17 protein-coding genes and 1 other annotated feature are annotated in these 14,962 nt (G+C 32.3%); of the genes, 11 read left to right on the top strand and 6 right to left on the bottom strand.

Annotation, left to right across the window (positions count from 1 at the left end; translation table 11 throughout):
- Nucleotides 1-48: 48 nt before the first annotated feature.
- Nucleotides 49-441: a RidA family protein gene (locus BUA82_RS04390; protein WP_073005000.1), complete on the bottom strand. Its 393-nt coding sequence runs from the start codon at nucleotides 439-441 to the stop codon at nucleotides 49-51.
- 105 nt (nucleotides 442-546) lie between these two features.
- On the opposite strand from BUA82_RS04390, the gene BUA82_RS04385 reads away from it, so the two are divergent.
- The 4 genes from BUA82_RS04385 to BUA82_RS04370 all read left to right on the top strand — a co-directional run bounded on the left by BUA82_RS04385 (nucleotide 547) and on the right by BUA82_RS04370 (nucleotide 3,222).
- Entirely contained in the window at nucleotides 547-888 is a 342-nt protein-coding gene (locus BUA82_RS04385; RefSeq protein ID WP_073004998.1) for a winged helix-turn-helix transcriptional regulator, read from the top strand.
- Nucleotides 889-1,180: 292 nt separating this feature from the next.
- Nucleotides 1,181-2,218, top strand: coding sequence for an aminopeptidase (locus BUA82_RS04380; protein WP_073004995.1), 1,038 nt, complete (start codon nucleotides 1,181-1,183; stop codon nucleotides 2,216-2,218).
- Nucleotides 2,219-2,267: 49 nt separating this feature from the next.
- Nucleotides 2,268-2,675, top strand: coding sequence for a hypothetical protein (locus tag BUA82_RS04375; RefSeq protein ID WP_073004993.1), 408 nt, complete (start codon nucleotides 2,268-2,270; stop codon nucleotides 2,673-2,675).
- Between the two features lies 1 nt (nucleotide 2,676).
- Nucleotides 2,677-3,222, top strand: a complete 546-nt coding sequence (locus tag BUA82_RS04370; protein WP_242948914.1) for a DUF2087 domain-containing protein — start codon at nucleotides 2,677-2,679, stop codon at nucleotides 3,220-3,222.
- A gap of 66 nt (nucleotides 3,223-3,288) precedes the next feature.
- Here the strand turns inward: BUA82_RS04370 and aspS are convergent, their stop codons facing one another.
- The 5 genes from aspS to BUA82_RS04345 form a co-directional block, all read right to left on the bottom strand.
- The gene (gene aspS, locus BUA82_RS04365) at nucleotides 3,289-4,566 is read right to left on the bottom strand and encodes an aspartate--tRNA(Asn) ligase (RefSeq protein WP_073004989.1); all 1,278 of its coding nucleotides are present in this window, start codon (nucleotides 4,564-4,566) and stop codon (nucleotides 3,289-3,291) included.
- Nucleotides 4,567-4,765: 199 nt separating this feature from the next.
- Nucleotides 4,766-4,984, bottom strand: a binding site (T-box leader).
- 78 nt (nucleotides 4,985-5,062) lie between these two features.
- On the bottom strand, nucleotides 5,063-6,457 hold the full coding sequence (locus tag BUA82_RS04360; protein ID WP_073004987.1) for a sensor histidine kinase: 1,395 nt from the start codon (nucleotides 6,455-6,457) through the stop codon (nucleotides 5,063-5,065).
- A 59-nt stretch (nucleotides 6,458-6,516) separates the two neighbouring features.
- Nucleotides 6,517-7,212, bottom strand: a complete 696-nt coding sequence (locus tag BUA82_RS04355) for a response regulator transcription factor (RefSeq protein ID WP_073004985.1) — start codon at nucleotides 7,210-7,212, stop codon at nucleotides 6,517-6,519.
- A gap of 86 nt (nucleotides 7,213-7,298) precedes the next feature.
- Entirely contained in the window at nucleotides 7,299-7,574 is a 276-nt protein-coding gene (locus BUA82_RS04350) for an SHOCT domain-containing protein (RefSeq protein ID WP_083599763.1), read from the bottom strand.
- A 105-nt stretch (nucleotides 7,575-7,679) separates the two neighbouring features.
- Nucleotides 7,680-8,498 carry a TIM barrel protein gene (locus tag BUA82_RS04345; RefSeq protein WP_073004983.1) on the bottom strand — a complete coding sequence of 273 codons (819 nt, stop codon included), beginning with the start codon at nucleotides 8,496-8,498 and terminating at the stop codon, nucleotides 7,680-7,682.
- A gap of 162 nt (nucleotides 8,499-8,660) precedes the next feature.
- On the opposite strand from BUA82_RS04345, the gene BUA82_RS04340 reads away from it, so the two are divergent.
- From BUA82_RS04340 to cmk, 7 genes are all read left to right on the top strand, one after another.
- Nucleotides 8,661-9,371 (top strand): pseudouridine synthase, encoded by a 711-nt coding sequence (locus tag BUA82_RS04340; protein ID WP_073004981.1) that lies wholly within the window; start codon nucleotides 8,661-8,663, stop codon nucleotides 9,369-9,371.
- 11 nt (nucleotides 9,372-9,382) lie between these two features.
- Complete coding sequence (mnmM, locus tag BUA82_RS04335) at nucleotides 9,383-9,928, top strand: tRNA 5-(aminomethyl)-2-thiouridylate-methyltransferase MnmM (RefSeq protein WP_073004978.1); 546 nt, start codon at nucleotides 9,383-9,385, stop codon at nucleotides 9,926-9,928.
- Nucleotides 9,929-10,031: 103 nt separating this feature from the next.
- Nucleotides 10,032-10,907 carry a MurR/RpiR family transcriptional regulator gene (locus BUA82_RS04330; RefSeq protein WP_073004976.1) on the top strand — a complete coding sequence of 292 codons (876 nt, stop codon included), beginning with the start codon at nucleotides 10,032-10,034 and terminating at the stop codon, nucleotides 10,905-10,907.
- A gap of 169 nt (nucleotides 10,908-11,076) precedes the next feature.
- Nucleotides 11,077-12,441 carry an NADP-specific glutamate dehydrogenase gene (gdhA, locus tag BUA82_RS04325; protein ID WP_073004974.1) on the top strand — a complete coding sequence of 455 codons (1,365 nt, stop codon included), beginning with the start codon at nucleotides 11,077-11,079 and terminating at the stop codon, nucleotides 12,439-12,441.
- A gap of 111 nt (nucleotides 12,442-12,552) precedes the next feature.
- Nucleotides 12,553-13,776 carry a BaiN/RdsA family NAD(P)/FAD-dependent oxidoreductase gene (locus BUA82_RS04320; RefSeq protein WP_073004972.1) on the top strand — a complete coding sequence of 408 codons (1,224 nt, stop codon included), beginning with the start codon at nucleotides 12,553-12,555 and terminating at the stop codon, nucleotides 13,774-13,776.
- Entirely contained in the window at nucleotides 13,776-14,138 is a 363-nt protein-coding gene (aroH, locus tag BUA82_RS04315) for a chorismate mutase (protein WP_073004970.1), read from the top strand. The genes BUA82_RS04320 and aroH overlap by 1 nt, the downstream gene beginning before the upstream one ends.
- Nucleotides 14,139-14,280: 142 nt before the next feature.
- Nucleotides 14,281-14,958 (top strand): (d)CMP kinase, encoded by a 678-nt coding sequence (cmk, locus tag BUA82_RS04310; RefSeq protein ID WP_178140682.1) that lies wholly within the window; start codon nucleotides 14,281-14,283, stop codon nucleotides 14,956-14,958.
- Nucleotides 14,959-14,962: the final 4 nt, after the last annotated feature.

Raw genomic sequence — 14,962 nt, 5'->3', positions numbered from 1 at the left:
GTGTTTTTTAGATGGCTGATGAGCACCTCCTTGGGTACTGTAAGCGAGTTAGGAGATGTGTGCAATTGCACGAATTTCAATGAGCTGGTCAGGGAACGCCATACCAGACACACCTACTAGGGTACCGGCTGGTCTATGGTCGCCCATATACTCCTTGAAGATGCTGATGCACTTTTCAAAATGCTCTTGTGGGTTTGTCAGAAAGATCTCTACCTCAGCAAGGTTCAACCTTGTAGCACCAAATCCCGCCAGCACGCGATCCAGATTCTCCAGTGTCTGCTTGGTCTGTGCCTCGATATCGCCCTCCCCAACAAAAGTGCCCTGCATATCATGGGAGAATTGACCCGAAATGTATATGATGCCGTCAATACAGTAGCCCTGGGAGATACCGTGTTCTCCATCCCATGGAAGACCGTGACTGTAGATTTTAGCATTAGACATTATTATCACTCCTTTACTTTAAATTAAGCTTAGTATATACTAAGCTCAAATAAAAAAATAGTACGCACTTTTTTGATAGGTACTATTCGAAAGGATAGTGTAAGTATGGGGATGGCTGAATATAAAGGTAAAGTCAAAAATATTCAAGATACACCTTTTGGTTATACAATGTCAGTTATTGGTGGTAAGTGGAAAATGGTTATTATTTACCTTTTAGCAGAAAATCAAACGGTTCGCTTTAATGAACTGAAAAAACAAATAGGAAATATTACTTTTAAAGTATTGAGTTCACAACTAAAAGAATTGGAAGCGGATGGTCTTGTGAAGCGGAAAGAGTATCCTCAAATTCCCCCTAAAGTTGAGTATAGTCTTACAGACAAAGCGGTGACTTTATTACCCGTTTTGGAAGAGTTATGCGAGTGGGGAGCGAAAAATCAAAATAATTAAATAGTTTATATATAATTTAAATTAGTATAAGAAATAAATTAATCCTAGTAAAGCATCTTCTTGCCTTACTAGGATATTTTAATGCTATTTTTCAAGATATTAAAGGTAATAAAACTTTGACTAATTAAGAATTGTAAAATAAAAGTGTTTTTATATATATAGAAATAGATTGACTATTAATGTTACTATTGTTATAATTTGATTAGATAAATATAGAAATGAATTTATATATTTAATTTTGTGTTATTTAAAACAATAAATAATTTATAGGGTATATTTTAGGAGGGGTAAAATGAATTTTACAGAGGTTATTCCAAACATGGTCAGTGGCTTTGAAATTAAAAAAGGGTCTATAGTCCTACTAAATTTTTGGGGAGAAAATAGTGATTTAAATATACTGGATAAGTTCGCATTAGAGATTGCTAAGGCTGGAGCGGTACCTATTAGATGGCAGCAATCTAGAGAATTTATTAAAACATATTTTGAAGAGGTGTCACAAGAATACTTAGATTTTCCAGATAAATATTTTGAGGTATTTAAATTAGCGGATAGTGTAATTGATATATTTATGTACGGCCCAGCTCCCCATAAAAATTTTCCCAAAGAAAAACTTCCTTTGTATGGTGCATACATGAGAAAGCTTTTTACAGCAATTGCTGAAGGAAAAGAGTTATTTATTCAAGTTAGAATACCAACGGAAGAAAATGCTTTAGAAGAGGGGATAGACTACGAAGTTTATAAGAAATCTATGTACAATGCATTAAGCGTTGATTTCAAAAAGCTAAAGGAAGAATGCAGAAACCTTATAAAGAAGTTAAATGGTAAGAATAAAGTTACTATCTACAGTGGAGACAATAGAATTCTTACATTTAGTTTAAAGAATAGAAAGTGGCACAAAGATGATGGTAATGGAGATATTCCTTGTGGAGAGGTATTTATCGCTCCTATAGAACATAGTGCAGAGGGAGAAATATTAATTCCACAGGTTACATTGGAAGGAGAAAAATTAATTAATGTACTATTAGAGTTTAAAGCAGGTAATCTGATAAACTGTTCATCAAAGGAATTGTTGGAATTTATAAAGAAATTCCCAGGAGATAGCGATATACTGGCGGAGTTTGGTATTGGCTTAAATGACAATATTAAAGAAGTCATTGGTTCTACAGTAATGGATGAAAAGTGTAAAGGAACTGCTCATGTAGCGGTAGGAATGAATGATATGTTCGGAGGAAAAAATTCATCTAAGCTTCATATGGATTTTATATTTTCACCAATGAAAATTGAAATCGATAATAAAGTACTGATGAAGGATTCAAAAATATTATTGTAATTTTATAATACTATTAAAAAGGATAATGAGAATTTAGGAGGCTTTGAAAATGACTTTATGTGAACAATTAAAAGAGGCGTATTTAAATGAAATTACAGAAATAATAAATCTGTGGAAAGAGAATTCTGTTAGATTAAGAGAAGAAGGTTCAATAGATGAGTCCATATTAGAAAGTATAAAGGTAAATGTGGGGGATATATTCTACAAAATGTTTAATATAAGCTATAATAACTCATGTAGAAATATCGAATCTGAAGAAGCAGAGCTTAATAAGCTTTCAAAAGCATATCTTGCTTTTTTTAATAAGATACCAGCACCTTGGAAAGAGAAAATGGCTAAGGATAAAGAATTTAATATGATGGAGGAATATTATAAAGAGCAAATAAAGCTAGAAGCAGCAGAGAAGATTAAGAATTTATTTATAGAATACTATGATAAATTTTACAAGGAGGCTTAGCGTGAAAAAAGATTGTATAAAAATATTTAAGTGTCTTGCAGATAAGTCAAGGCTATTGATAATAAATAATTTAATGGAAAGTCCTATGTATGTGGAATTATTATCAGAAAGATTAAATTTAGCGCCTTCTACCATATCCTTTCATTTAAAGAAACTGGAGGAAGTAGATTTAGTTTATTCTGTTAAGGAACAATATTACGTGGTGTACCATTTAAATTATAATATGCTTTCATTAACCTTAAGAGATTTAATTAATATAGAAGAGCCAGAAAAATATAAGCAAAAGGAGAGGGAAGAACAGTATAGAAACAGCGTGATAAATGCTTTTTTTGAATATGGCAAGCTTAAATCCATTCCTGTGCAGCAAAAGAAAAGAAAAATTGTATTAGAAGAAATAGCAAAGGCATTTCAGCCAGGAAAGATGTACCCCGAAAGAGAAGTTAACATAATCATTGCAGATTTCCATGATGATTTTTGTACCATTAGAAGAGAAATGATAGCTTTTAATATACTTGAAAGAAAAAATAATATCTATACATTGGTGTGAGAGTATAGTGGAGAGCATTCATAGATCTGTTTACATACATCTGTGAATGCTCATATTTTTTTATTCCTATGGGGTTAACCTATCCCTATCTCTTGGAAACAACGTAGCTTCCCGGATATTTTTGAAGCCTAAAAGCTGAGCTGTTAATCTCTCTAATCCTATGGCCAATCCTCCATGAGGAGGCATACCATATTTAAAGGTCTCTAAATAATCCTTAAAGGAATCAGGATTTAATCCCTTTAATTCCATATTGCTTTTAAGCATCTCATAATTATGGATTCTCTGGCCTCCAGTGGTGATTTCTAGTCCTCTAAAAATAAGGTCAAAACTATGAGTTAACCTATTTTCAGCAGGCATAGTGTACATTGGCCTTTTTTTTACTGGATAATGAGTTAAGAAGAGAAAATCGCTATTATATTTTTCTTTTACATATACTGAAATTAATCTTTCACCTTCAGGGTCAATATCATTAGTTAAGTCCTTTTTGCCGTATTTTTCTTGTAGTATCTTAATTGCCTCAGGCAGTGGAATAGAAACTATCGCTTTATCTATTACTGGAAGTTCAGCTTCTAAAAGATTTAATTCTTTTTCGCAACGTATTTTCAGCCTTTCCAGCATATATTTTAAGAGCCTTGTTTCCAAATCCATTACATCTCTTTCATCTTCAATAAAAGCCATTTCTAAATCTAAGCTTACATATTCATTTAAATGTCTATTGGTATTATGCTCCTCGGCTCTATATACGTGTCCTATTTCAAATATTCTTTCGTAACCAGCACCTACCATCATCTGCTTATAAAATTGAGGGCTTTGAGCTAAATAGGCTTTTTGTTCAAAGTACTTAAGTTCAAATAATTCTGTACCACCTTCAGCCCCTTCAGCCACTATCTTTGGAGTGAACACTTGTGTGAAGCCTTCTCCTTGTAGGAATTCACCAAAGCTTTGGGCAAGGCAGGCTTGAATTTTAAATACAGCATTGGTCTTTTCATGTCTTAAGCTCAAGGCTCTATTATTTAAAATAGTGTCTAAGTTGGCCTCTAACTCTGTTTTATTTATTTCTATAGGAAGGTCTATCTTCACTTCATTTATAATATTTAAACTTGTAACCTGAAGCTCTACTTTATCACTTTTAGCCACATTACCTATGACCTCTACCACGGTTTCAAGCTTTAAGCCTTTTATTTCTATTTCTTTAGTATTTACTACACATTGAACACTGCCTGATCTATCTCTTAGAATAATAAAGGCTATTTTCCCTAGTTTCCTTATTCTTTGAATCCATCCTTGCAGCTTAACCTTTTCATCTATTGTGTTACTTAAATCTTTTACTAATACACGTTCCATGTATTCATCTCCTTTATATTATTGCTTTTTTTCTTCATACCCGGTATACAAAGAAAGGTTTAAATTGAAATTTTATGGCCATAAAAAAGTCCCTGAACATAAAACAGTTCAGGGACGAAAGATTTCCGCGGTACCACCCAAATTAATCTAAAAATTTTGTTTTAAGAAGGCATAAAGATATAAAAAAATCTCACTCCATTGTAGGAGTGAGAGTAGTATCCCACGGTACCATCCTGCTTAATCCAAAATCATAGATTCGCTTATTTCCTTTTAACGGTGGAACTCCGTTTTACCCTAATATAATTTCAGGTAAACAACTCCAGGAGGTCATTCAGTACATACTTACCATTAGGCTTCCACCATCCCTAATTCGCTGAAAAGGAATATATGAACTTACTCTTCCTATCATAGTTAATTTGAATTAATATACTATTTTGTATAATGCTATCACTTAATTTACATTATGTCAATACACTTTATTATTAAATTAAATATCCTAATTTCTAATAGGTAAAATAATTTTAAAACAGGTGCCTTCTCCTAAAAGGCTAGAAACGGAAATTTTTCCTCCATGGGCTTCTACAAAGGATTTTGTAATGGTTAGTCCAATGCCGGAACCTCCGGTGCTTTTATTTCTAGATACATCACTTCTAAAAAATCGTTCAAATATAAAGGGAAGATCTTCCTTGGATATACCTATGCCATTATCTTTAATGATGATTGAAAGGTTCTCGTCTTCTCTATGTAAAGATAACTCTACTTTTCCATGAGAATTAAGATACTTTAAAGCATTAGATAAAAGGTTATAAATTATCTGTTTAAACTTATCTTTGTCCACCAGGATGTCTATATTATCCTCTATATCAGCTAAAAGCAAGTGGCCGTCTTTCTCATAAATAGGAGTATAAGTTTCTACTATTTTTCTTAATTCTTGTGATATATCAAGCTTAGATAGGTTTAAATTAACGTTTAATTCTTCCAACTTAGATAATTTATATAAATCATCCACCATGGAATTTAATCTTTCAATTTCTTCGTAGAATATCTGCAGCCTATCACTATTTACTTCCCATACTCCATCCATAAAAGCTTCCACATGGGTTTTTAAGGTGGTGAGGGGAGTCCTTAATTCGTGAGCCATATCAGAGGTAAGTCTCTTCCTTAGCATCTCTTGGTTTTTCAGGGTATCTGCTAAATAGTTAACAGATTTAGATAAGTCAGAGATCTCTCTGGTATTACCTTTTTCCTCTAAGCGAATTTCTAGATTTCCCTGCCTCATCTTATTGGTGGCAGCAGTAATATTAACCAAGGGCTTAGAAAGTTCCTTGGAAATAATAATACTTACCACTAGACCTAAAAGCAAAGCTATAAGGGTTGAAATTATCAAAGAGTTGTTTAAAGTGGATAAAAAATTGATGGAAGCCAAACTGAAATAAGAAGTAGAATAATATCCTATGGTGGCATAACCAATGACAGAATTATTATATTTTAATGGGTATTCCTTTTCTATATATTTTTTAGCATCCATCATAGGAGAATTTTTTCCCATAGAGTTCATCATCCTGCGCATATTATCTCTCCTAGTAAAATGAGAATTCCCAGAGGAGTAGATGGTGTTTTTAGCTAAATCTTTGATTTCTATATACAATTCTTGATTTTCAGCATATCTTGTGATCTCATCCTTGTTAAAGTATCTGATATCGTTATTAACTTTAATAGAATCCTGTAATATGGAAATAATATTTTGAATTTTAGTATCTTGCTCACTAATAAGGTAGTCATTGAATTTCTTATTTATAAAGTAATTAGATATAATACCGGAGATAATGGTAGAAGATAAAATTACCACTATAAAGGAAAAGATAAGTTTTCTTTTTAAGGAAATTTTCAAATTAACACCTACTTAAATTAAATACTTTGGTTTATTAATAATTCATATAAAAAATAAAGTTAGGGGATAAATTTATATCCCATTCCATATATAGTCACTATATAATTTGGATCTTTTGGATTGTCCTCAAGCTTTTGTCGCAAATTCTTTATGTAAGTATCTATAGTTCTATCAAAACCATCGTAGTCCATGCCAAAGGAAGATTCTATTAACTTTTCTCGTGAAAATACATCTCCAGGATTTTTTACTAAAGATAATAATACTTTAAACTCATTAGAAGTTAAATTTATAATCACATCATCTTTTTTCACTATCATCTTTTTTACATCTATAAATAATCTCCCTTGATTAAAATACAACACATCCGCTAGGGGAGTAAAATCATTATAAGCTCTTCTTAAAATAGCTCTAACCCTTACCACTAATTCCCTGGCACTAAAAGGTTTAAGTATATAATCGTCGGCACCTATAGAAATGCCGTTAATTCTATTTTCCTCATCTATTTTAGCAGTAAGCATTATAATAGGCACTGTAGAGACACTGCGTATTCTCTTACAGACCTCTTCACCAGAAATTTTAGGTATCATAAGATCCAAGACCACAAGATGAGGATTTTCACTATGGAAAAGCTTTAAAGCTTCATCTCCCTCTGAAGCAGTAATTACAAAAAAGCCATCTTTTTCTAGATAAGCCTTAACCACATCCACTATATTTTTTTCATCATCCACCACTAAAATCTTATAATTACTATTCATAAATTTATATCACACCATTCTAAAAATGCTATTTACTTTAATTATATTTTATTATTGTAAAAAAGCTAGGGAAATAATTCCCCTAGCTATTTTTTAAGTAAAAGTGATTTTTTCTTTGCATATTCTTCTTCAGTGATTTCACCATTAACTAATTTCTCATTAAGTATTTTTATAGCAGGATTAGAGTTATCTCTGTAATGTTTAAAAATGCTGTATCCCACATAAAGCAATACTAAGATTATTATTAAGGTAATACCTGTAGATATTAGATAATTCCCACTAAATCCTTGACAAGGAGCTGAATTAAATACTCTGCCCCCTCTTCCCATCATTCCTCCAGGATTAAAGCCTCCTCTATACATAATAAAACTCCTTTCTTAACTTTTATTTGCTATGGTTTTATTATAGAATTTAATTATGGAGGAATTATGGAGATTAATAAAAAGTTATATAATCTCTGGAAAAAATTACATGCTTTTATATAGTTCCTTTAGAAGCAGGGCATCTTTTTCAAGAATAGGACTTTCGCAGATGATGCAGCCCTTAACATCATAAGAAATCAATGCTTTTATAAAAGCGTCATATCTAAAGTCGCTTTCCATAAAGGGAAGGTGATTTTTTTCTCCTTTAGGGCCATAATTTATCCCTGAAACATGGATATGCATGTCCTTTAAGGCTGCTTCTCCTAGGTGTTCTCCTATGTATTCTAAAATCCTAACGAAATCATCGTACTCTTTTAAAGAACCGTTGTTTCTTGCATGAATATGTGAAAAATCTATACAAGGTTCACAGAAACTAACCTCTTTTGATAAGGATACTATTTCTTCTAAACTTCCAAACTGCGTTGGCTTTCCTGTAGTCTCTAATCTGTAAGTAACCCCATAATCAGTTAATCTCTCTAAGTTAGATTTAATAGTAGAATATGTTTTTTCATGAGTGTCACCTAGATAGTAGCCTGGATGAAAGATTAAGCTTCTTCCTTCTACATTTCTTAGGGCTAGTGCTCCTTTTTCTATTCTCTCTAGGGACTTATCTACTTTATCAGCTTCTTTTGCATTTAAATTTATAAAGTAGGAGCCATGAGCAGATAAATAAAAATCATTTGAGTTTTTTGATTTTAATACAGCATCCTTATTTTTTTCTGTAATATTAATACTCCTTACAAAAGGGAGTTCCATAGCATCTAGATTTATTTGTTTTAAAAAATCTATTCCTGACGCATAATTATATTTTATAGAACCATCTCCATTAGGTAATCCGGAAATGCCAAATAAAAGTTTATCCAAGGTTTTGCCTCCTAAATTGTATTTTTAAATTATTAACTACAAAAAGTATATTATAATAAAAAACATTAGGCAAATAAACAAAATATAAATTATGTAAACTAGTTGATTTTTTTTATATATAAGCTACACTAAAATATATACCTACAGGAAAGAGTGATTGCTATGATAATGAGACTACAGAAGTATTTAGCCCAGTGTGGAGTAGCTTCTAGACGAAAAAGTGAAACCTTAATAGAAGAAGGAAAAGTAACTGTAAATAATGAAATAGTGGATACCTTAGGAGCTAAAATTAATACTGAAATAGATATAGTAAAAGTAAATAATAAAGTGGTAAGGCCTGAAGAACAGAAAGTATATATAATGTTAAATAAACCAGAAGGATATATAAGCACTGTAAAGGATGAGAAGGAAAGGAAAAAGGTTATAGATTTAATTGATGTAAAGGAAAGGATATTTCCCATAGGAAGATTAGACTATAACACCTCAGGATTATTGCTTTTAACCAATGATGGAGAAATTTATAATAGTATAATGCATCCTAGCAGGGAAATAGTTAAAACTTACATAGCTAAGGTGAAAGGAATATTTACTGAAGAGGAAATGAAGAACTTTCAAATAGGAGTGGATATAGGAGATTATATAACAGCTCCTTCAAAGATAAGAATTTTAAAAGTCTATAAAAATGAATCTCTAGTTGAAATAAAAATTCATGAAGGTAAAAATAGACAAGTGAGAAGGATGTGCGAAAAGTTTAATCACAAGGTGATAGAATTACAAAGGATATCCTTAGGAGAAATAAAGCTGGGCAACCTTCTTAAAGGTGAGTGGAGATACTTAAATGAAAAGGAATTAGACTATCTATTTAAACTGTAAAGGAGCTTAAGATGTTTAACTACGTTGGAGACATAAGTAAATTAACTCATTATATAATTAAAGATTTTTGTTTAAATAAAGGCTTAGCGGTGGATGCAACCTTAGGAAATGGATATGATACCATCTTTTTAAGCAGTACCTTTGAAAGGGTTATTTCTATGGATATTCAAGCTCAGGCTATAGATAGGTATAAAGAGACCTATAATAGCTCTAATGTTAACTTGGTTTGTGATTCTCATGCTAATATAGATAAATATGTTTCAGGTGGATTAGATTGCGTTATGTATAACTTGGGATATTGGCCAGGGGGAGATAAAAATATAACCACCTTAGCCCACTCCTCTTTAGAAAGCCTACAAAAATCATTACAGCTTTTAAATCCAGGTGGAATAATTTCTATTGCCCTTTATGTAGGACATGATGAAGGTCTTAAAGAAGAAAATTTCATAATGAAGTTTGTAGAAAATTTGCCAAAGGATACTTATGGTGTACTGCTGCATAAATATATTAATAGATCGGAAGTATCCCCTAGACTTATTATAATAGAGAAAAAATAATAGGAATCTTTTAACAATAAAATGAAAGATATATTGATATACGTTTCAGTAAATGTTAAAATGAAATAAATATTTCATTTTGTTGGGGGTAAAGAAAGATATAATGGAAAACAATGAAGATTTAATGCGAACCATACAATTAAAATTCCCACGATTAAGTAAAGGACAGAAATTAATTGCTGAATATATACTAAAACATTATGATAAAGCGGCTTTTATGACAGCTGCAAAACTTGGTATTAGTGTAGGCGTTAGCGAATCTACAGTGGTTAGGTTTGCCAATGAGCTTGGTTTTAGCGGCTATCCTAAACTTCAAAAAGCACTGCAGGAACTTATAAAAAATAAACTAACCACAGTGCAGAGATTAGAACTATCCAATGATTATATTAGTGAAGAAAATGCATTAAAAGGCGTTCTTAAAGCTGACATGGAGAATATAAGAGCCACTCTTGAAAAGATAAACCAAAAGACCTTTGAAGAAGTGGTTAATGAAATACTTAAAGCTAAGCGTATATATATCATTGGACTTAGAAGCTCTACTGCCTTAGCAGATTTCTTAGGATTTTATTTGAATGTTATATTAGATAATGTAAAGGTAGTGGGATACGGTATCAGTGATATTTTTGAGCAGATGATAAGCGTGGGTGAAGGGGATTTAGTCATAGGTATAGGTTTTCCAAGATATGCTGTAAAGACCATACAAGCATTGGAATTTGCCCATAAGAGAAATGCTTCTGTAGTAGCTATCACCGATAGTTTACTTTCACCCTTAGCTGGAAAGGCTGATCACACTCTTATTGCTCAAAGCAATATGGCATCTTTTGTAGATTCCTTAGTGGCACCATTAAGCGTAATTAATGCTTTGATAATTGCGGTGGGATTGATGGAAAAAGACAAAATAGCATCCACCTTTAACAGCCTAGAAGATATTTGGGAAGAATATCAAATATACTCCTATAAACCTCTAGAGGAAAGATAAGAGATAAATTGAAAAATTTATCTCTTTTTTATATTCAAAATAGTAAAATATTTTAGAAAATTAAGAAGGAATAATTAGATTTATATCGAATATATATATTCAAGAAAGAAATAATTAGTGCAAAACTAATAAAAAAATGAATCATATCATTCATTTAGGGGGTTATTCAATGAGTAATTCAGTATTAGCATCCAAGGACTATATTCAAAGTGTACTAGAAAATGTAAAGAAAAGAAATGCCAATGAACCAGAGTTTATTCAAGCGGTAGAAGAAGTTCTATTATCCTTAGAACCAGTATTAGACAAACATCCAGAATACATTAAAAGCAACATCTTAGAAAGATTTTGCGAACCTGAGAGACAAATTATGTTTAAAGTGCCTTGGACTGATGATGAAGGCAATGTAAAGGTTAACAGAGGCTTTAGGGTTCAATTTAATGGTTCTATAGGACCTTACAAGGGCGGTTTAAGATTCCATCCATCAGTTTATATAGGTATAATAAAGTTTTTAGGTTTTGAGCAGATATTAAAGAACTCATTAACAGGTTTACCTATAGGCGGAGGAAAAGGTGGTTCTGACTTTGACCCAAGAGGAAGATCCGATGGAGAAATGATGAGATTCTGTCAAAGCTTTATGACTGAGCTTTATAGACATATAGGACCAGATGTGGACGTTCCTGCAGGGGATATAGGAGTAGGAGCAAGAGAAATAGGTTATTTATATGGCCATTATAGAAGAATCAGAGGAGCTTTTGAAAATGGAGTTCTTACTGGAAAAGGCATTACTTATGGCGGTAGCTTAATAAGACCAGAAGCTACAGGTTTTGGTGTGGCATATTTCTGTCAAGAGATATTGAAGCATGAAAATGATAGCTTTGAAGGAAAAACCGTTGCAGTTTCAGGTTTCGGTAATGTTGCTTGGGGTGCTTGCAGAAAAATTGCTGAATTAGGCGGTAAAGTGGTAACCTTATCCGGCCCAGATGGATATATTTATGATCCAAATGGTATAACTGGTGAAAAGATAGATTATTTAGTAGAAATGAGAAACTCAGGAAGAGATAAGGTTCAAGATTACGCTGATAAATATGGCGTAGAATTCTATCCAGGACAAAAACCATGGGGAGTTAAAGTTGACATTATAATGCCTTGTGCTACTCAAAATGATATACATTTAGAACATGCGAAGATGATAGTAGAAAACAATATTAAGTATGTATGTGAAGCTGCTAATATGCCTTGTACTAATGAAGCAGTTCAATACTTACAACAACATAATGTAATAGTTGGACCAGCTAAGGCTGCTAATGCAGGTGGAGTTGCTGTATCAGCTTTAGAAATGGCTCAAAATAGTATGAGATTATCTTGGTCAGAAGAAGAAGTAGATGCGAAATTACATCAGATTATGATTAATATTCATGCTACTGCCGCTAACACAGCTAAAACTTATGGTTATGGTTATAACCTAGTAGCAGGTGCTAATATTGCAGGCTTTGTTAAAGTGGCACAAGCCATGTATGCTCAAGGTAATTATTAAAATTAGTATAAATGAAAAGGGAGCTAAAAGCTTCCTTTTTTATTTGACATTAAATAAAGGAAAGAGATAATATTAATGTGGTAAAATCAATAATTTTAAGGAGATGAAAACTTGGCAAAGGTTATAGTAATAGGTGGAGGACCTGCTGGAATGATGGCGGCTATAAAAGCTTCTGAAAATCATAGCGTTATTCTAGTGGAAGGCAATGAAAGATTAGGTAAAAAGTTATTTATCACTGGTAAAGGGCGTTGCAATGTCACTAATGCAAAGGACATTAGCGAGTTATTCGAGTACATACCAGGGAATCCCAGTTTTTTATATAGTGCCTTATATACATTTACTAATGAAGACGTAATAAATATGTTTAACTCTCTAGGAGTAGAACTTAAAATTGAAAGAGGGGATAGAGTATTTCCAAAATCAGATAAATCCTCTGATATAACCAATGCACTTCAAAAAAAGCTTATATCTTCCGGAGTGGAAATATTATTAAAAAGTAAGGTAGATAAATTAATTAAAAAAGAAAATAAAATCACAGGAGTAATGCTTTCCAGCGGGGAGAATATCAAAGGAGATTACTTTATTATGGCTACAGGGGGTAAATCCTATCCTTCCACAGGCTCTACTGGAGATGGATATAAATTTGCTAAGGATTTAGGTCATACCATTATAGAACCGAAACCTTCTTTAGTACCTATAGAAATAAGTGATGAATGGGTAAAGAAACTGCAAGGGTTATCCTTAAAGAACATTGAAGTAAAGCTATATAGAGATAATAAACTGGTATTCAAGGATTTTGGTGAAATGTTATTTACTCATTTTGGAATATCTGGTCCGGTTATATTAAGTGCTAGCAGGTATATTAGCGGAAAGGGTAAATATATATTATCCATAAATCTAAAACCAGCTTTAAATGAGCAGGAATTAGATATGAGGATACAAAAAGACTTTAAGAAATACATAAATAAAGATTTTAAAAATTCCCTAGATGATCTTTTGCCTCAAAAATTAATAGACACTATAATTTATTTATCTAATATAGATGCAAATAAGAAAGTGAATACTATTACTAAGGAAGAAAGGAAAAATCTTCTTTATATATTACAAAATTTAAATTTAAATGTTAGAGGCTTAAGGCCTATTGAGGAAGCTATAGTTACAGCAGGTGGTGTAAGCACGAAAGAAATAGATTCATCTACCATGAAGTCAAAGCTTGTTAATAATCTTTCCTTTTGTGGAGAAATTATAGATGTGGATGCTTTTACAGGTGGATATAACGTTCAGATAGCCCTTTCCACAGGTTATCTTGCCGGGGAAAAAGTAGGTGAGATTTAATGGAGGCTATTAGAGGGGCAATTACTATAGGCATAAACCATGAAGAAGATATTAAGAAAGCTAGCATTAAACTTTTTCATGAGATATGTAATAAGAATAATTTAGATAAAGATAACATCGTATCAATAGTATTTTCTTGCACTGATGATATTACTGCTGCCTACCCTGGTAAGTTTATAAGAGAAGAATTTAGTTTAAATAAACAAGCTATTATGCATTTTAATGAAATGAGGGTAATTAGTGAATTATACTTACCATTATGTATTAGAATTATGATATTATATAATGGTGAAATAAATGAATTAAAACATATTTATCTTGAAAAAGCATCAAAATTAAGACGAGATTTATCCGATAGCTAAGCGCTCCTAATCTCCCACTTCTTCAAGTGGCAGGATAATGAGCGCTAAGCTCCTGGATAAGTTCTTCTAAGCTTCAGTTGGGGTAAGCATTCCTTTTAAGAAAATTCCATCTGAAGCTAAGAATCACTTTACAAACAAGGGGATGGTGAAGACAGTGAAGTTAACTGTGGCTATTGATGGACCAGCTGGTGCAGGGAAAAGCACCATAGCCAAATTAGTTGGGGACAGATATAATCTTATGTATATTAATACTGGTTCTATGTATAGAGCTGTAACTTTAAAAGCCTTAGAAAAAGATTTAAAGCCAGAGGATGTTCAAGAAATTTGTAATTTAATTGATAGCATGGAGATGTATTTTCAGGGAGAAAGGTTAATCTTAAACGGTGAAGACATTAACGATTATCTTTCTATGCCTAATATAGCTGCAAAGGTTTCAAGCTTTGCTTCTATACCAGAGGTAAGGGAAAAATTAGTGATGCAGCAACAAGCCATATCTCATAAATACGATGTTATCATGGATGGAAGGGATATAGGTACTGTAGTTCTAAAAGATGCACCCTTCAAATTCTTTGTAACCGCCTCTTCAGAAGAAAGAGCATCACGTAGACATAAAGAACTTATGGCAAAAGGCATAGAAGTTAACTACCAGAGCATATTACAAGATATAAAAGCTAGGGATTATGCCGATACTAACAGGAGCACAGCACCTCTTATTAAAGCTATAGACGCTGTGGAGATTGATACATCCTATATGACTATAAGTGAGGCAGTAGACGCTATATGTATGCATATAGATAAAGAGCTACATAAATTTCAATAAAGGA

Origin of the sequence: Clostridium amylolyticum (assembly GCF_900142075.1) — a bacterium.
GTDB lineage: Bacteria > Bacillota > Clostridia > Clostridiales > Clostridiaceae > Clostridium_AA > Clostridium_AA amylolyticum.
The sequence above is the reverse complement of the archived record's forward strand: the minus strand, read 5'-3'. Positions and strand labels throughout refer to the sequence as shown.

Excerpts from the sequence above, each read along its gene's own strand:
- BUA82_RS04390 (WP_073005000.1), bottom strand. The coding sequence starts at position 441 with ATGTCTAATGCTAAAATCTACAGTCACGGTCTTCCATGGGATGGAGAA.
- BUA82_RS04385 (WP_073004998.1), top strand. The coding sequence starts at position 547 with ATGGGGATGGCTGAATATAAAGGTAAAGTCAAAAATATTCAAGATACA.
- BUA82_RS04380 (WP_073004995.1), top strand. The coding sequence starts at position 1,181 with ATGAATTTTACAGAGGTTATTCCAAACATGGTCAGTGGCTTTGAAATT.
- BUA82_RS04375 (WP_073004993.1), top strand. The coding sequence starts at position 2,268 with ATGACTTTATGTGAACAATTAAAAGAGGCGTATTTAAATGAAATTACA.
- aspS (WP_073004989.1), bottom strand. The coding sequence starts at position 4,566 with ATGGAACGTGTATTAGTAAAAGATTTAAGTAACACAATAGATGAAAAG.
- BUA82_RS04355 (WP_073004985.1), bottom strand. The coding sequence starts at position 7,212 with ATGAATAGTAATTATAAGATTTTAGTGGTGGATGATGAAAAAAATATA.
- BUA82_RS04350 (WP_083599763.1), bottom strand. The coding sequence starts at position 7,574 with ATGTATAGAGGAGGCTTTAATCCTGGAGGAATGATGGGAAGAGGGGGC.
- BUA82_RS04340 (WP_073004981.1), top strand. The coding sequence starts at position 8,661 with ATGATAATGAGACTACAGAAGTATTTAGCCCAGTGTGGAGTAGCTTCT.
- mnmM (WP_073004978.1), top strand. The coding sequence starts at position 9,383 with ATGTTTAACTACGTTGGAGACATAAGTAAATTAACTCATTATATAATT.
- BUA82_RS04330 (WP_073004976.1), top strand. The coding sequence starts at position 10,032 with ATGGAAAACAATGAAGATTTAATGCGAACCATACAATTAAAATTCCCA.
- gdhA (WP_073004974.1), top strand. The coding sequence starts at position 11,077 with ATGAGTAATTCAGTATTAGCATCCAAGGACTATATTCAAAGTGTACTA.
- aroH (WP_073004970.1), top strand. The coding sequence starts at position 13,776 with ATGGAGGCTATTAGAGGGGCAATTACTATAGGCATAAACCATGAAGAA.
- cmk (WP_178140682.1), top strand. The coding sequence starts at position 14,281 with ATGGTGAAGACAGTGAAGTTAACTGTGGCTATTGATGGACCAGCTGGT.